Consider the following 2,294-nt stretch of genomic DNA (forward strand, 5'->3'; position numbering starts at 1 on the left):
TTGGAGCAGACCATCTCCGCCAGCCGGTTGCTCTCATGCGCCGGGGTCATGTCGCCGCCCCCGCGCATCTCGCTCAGGCGCACTTTCAGGCCCGCCTCGGCCAGCTGCCAGGCGGCCTCGGATCCGGCCAGCCCGCCACCGATGATATGCACGTCATAGGACATGGCGCTCCCCTAGGCTCTCACCTAGAATGCGTCCATGCGCATCTTCACCATCGGCTATGAAGCGACGACGATGGGGGAATTCCTCACCGCGCTCCAACAAGCCGGGGTCAAACGGGTGATCGATATCAGGGCGGTGCCCAATTCACGCCGGCCGGGCTTCTCCAAGAATCCGCTCAGGAATGCGCTGGCCGAAGTCGGGATCGACTATGTCCACCTCAAGGCGCTCGGCACGCCTGCCGACGGCCGCACGGCGGCGCGGGCGGGGCGTCAGGACGAGCTCGAGCGGATCTACGCCGGCCAGCTCGAACTGCCGGAAGCCATGGTCCAGTCGCAGCAGATGCGGGAGTTGACCGCGGAAGCACCCAGCGCACTGCTCTGCTACGAACGCGATCCCGCCCACTGCCATCGCACTCTGCTCCTGGCGGCAGAAGCGCCTGACGCCGAAGTCACCCACCTGTTTCCCTGACAGCCGGCGGGGGCTTGGCCTTTCTACTATTGACCGTCGTCGGGCCCGGCAGCCAGGTCTTCGGACGTATCTCCACCACTTTCCGGCGCAATCTCGTCACCACCGTCCAGTTCGACCTCTTCCTCGTCGCTTTCGTCGATCTTGGCGACCGACACGACCTTCTCCTGGTCGGCGACATTGAAGATGGTGACGCCCTGGGTATTGCGGCCGGCGATGCGGATGTCGCCGACCGTGGTGCGGATCATCTTGCCCTGGTCGGTGACCAGCATCAGCGATTCACCAGGCTTGACCGGGAAGCTGGCGACCACGCCGCCGTTGCGCTCGCTGGTGACGATGTTGATGATCCCCTGGCCGCCGCGATTGGTGCGGCGATACTCATAGGTCGATGATCGCTTGCCATAGCCATTTTCGGTGACGGTCAGCAGGAACTGCTCGCCTTCGGCCAGCGCCGCGTAACGCTCGGCGGGAAGCGTGCATTCCTCGTCCTTTTCCCGCCAGGCCGGGCAGCGGAGATAGGCCTCGCGCTCTTCGGGCGTGGTGCCGACGCGGCGAAGAATCGACATGGAAATGACCTGGTCGTCGCCCTGCAACCGGACCCCCCGGACGCCCATCGAGGCGCGGCTCTGGAATTCGCGGACGTCGGTCGACCTGAAGCGGATCGCCTTGCCGTTGCGCGTAGCGAGCAGGACGTCGTCTTCTTCGGTAAGCAGCTCGACGCCGATGATCCGGTCGAGATTATCTTCCTCGCCCTCTTCGCCTTCTTCTGACGTGCCGAACTTCATCGCTATCTTGCCGGCGGTTGGGATATTGGTGAAGGCATCCATCGAGTTGCGCCGGACCGTTCCCTTGGCCGTGGCGAACATGATGTGCAGCCCGCCCCATTCGGCTTCGTCCTGCGGCAGGGGTAGAACGGTGGTGATGGTTTCGCCCTCCGCCAGCGGCAGCAAATTGACCATCGGCCGTCCCTTGGCGGTGGGGCCGCCTTCAGGCAGGCGCCACACTTTCATCCGGTAGACCCGGCCGGTGTTGGAGAAGAACAGCACCGGGTTGTGGGTCGAAGTGACGAACAGTTCGGTGACGATGTCTTCGTCCTTGGTGCTCATGCCCGAGCGGCCCTTGCCGCCACGCTTCTGCTCGCGGAACAAGGCAAGGGGCGTGCGCTTGATATAGCCGGTCATGGTCACCGTCACGACCATGTCCTCGACTTCGATCAAGTCCTCGTCTTCCAGGCCGTCGAAGGCGGCAGTGATCTCGGCGACGCGAGGCGTTGCGAATTCGGCTTCGACCTCGTCGAACTCCTCGCGCATCACCTCATAGAGGCGGGCGCAATTGCTGAGGATCTCCAGCAATTCGCCGATATTTTTGGCCAGGCCTTCAAGCTCGCCGCCAATCTCGTCCCGGCCCAACGCAGTCAGGCGATGGAGGCGCAGCTCCAGAATTGCCCGGACCTGGGTTTCGCTCAGCCGATATTTCTCCCCCGCCTTTTGCGGCTCCACGGCTTCGACCAGTGCGATATAGGGGCGGATCTGGTCGCCGGGCCATTCGCGCTCGATCAGCTTTTCGCGTGCTTCGGCCGGGCTGGCTGAGCCACGGATCAGCTTCACCACCTCGTCGAGGTTGGTGACCGCGACCACCAGGCCGAGCAGGATATGGGCGCGCTCGCG

Annotated in this window: 3 protein-coding genes; 1 reads left to right on the forward strand and 2 read right to left on the reverse strand. The window is 64.1% G+C overall.

The window, feature by feature from the left end; all coding sequences use genetic code 11:
- Window positions 1-164, reverse strand: a 164-nt coding sequence (locus Q0C64_RS12260) for an FAD-dependent oxidoreductase (RefSeq protein ID WP_294124133.1), incomplete at its 3' end; no start/stop codon positions are given.
- 34 nt (window positions 165-198) lie between these two features.
- Here Q0C64_RS12260 and Q0C64_RS12265 point away from each other — a divergent pair.
- Entirely contained in the window at window positions 199-630 is a 432-nt protein-coding gene (locus tag Q0C64_RS12265; protein WP_294124124.1) for a DUF488 domain-containing protein, read from the forward strand.
- A 26-nt stretch (window positions 631-656) separates the two neighbouring features.
- Here the strand turns inward: Q0C64_RS12265 and Q0C64_RS12270 are convergent.
- Window positions 657-2,294: DNA gyrase C-terminal beta-propeller domain-containing protein (locus tag Q0C64_RS12270; RefSeq protein ID WP_294124125.1), on the reverse strand; the 1,638-nt coding region annotated here is incomplete at its 5' end.

Source organism: Sphingomonas sp., assembly GCF_023266535.1.
In the GTDB taxonomy this organism is placed as follows: domain Bacteria; phylum Pseudomonadota; class Alphaproteobacteria; order Sphingomonadales; family Sphingomonadaceae; genus Sphingomicrobium.

Coding starts and splice junctions, on each gene's coding strand:
- Q0C64_RS12265 (WP_294124124.1), top strand. CDS start 199: ATGCGCATCTTCACCATCGGCTATGAAGCGACGACGATGGGGGAATTC.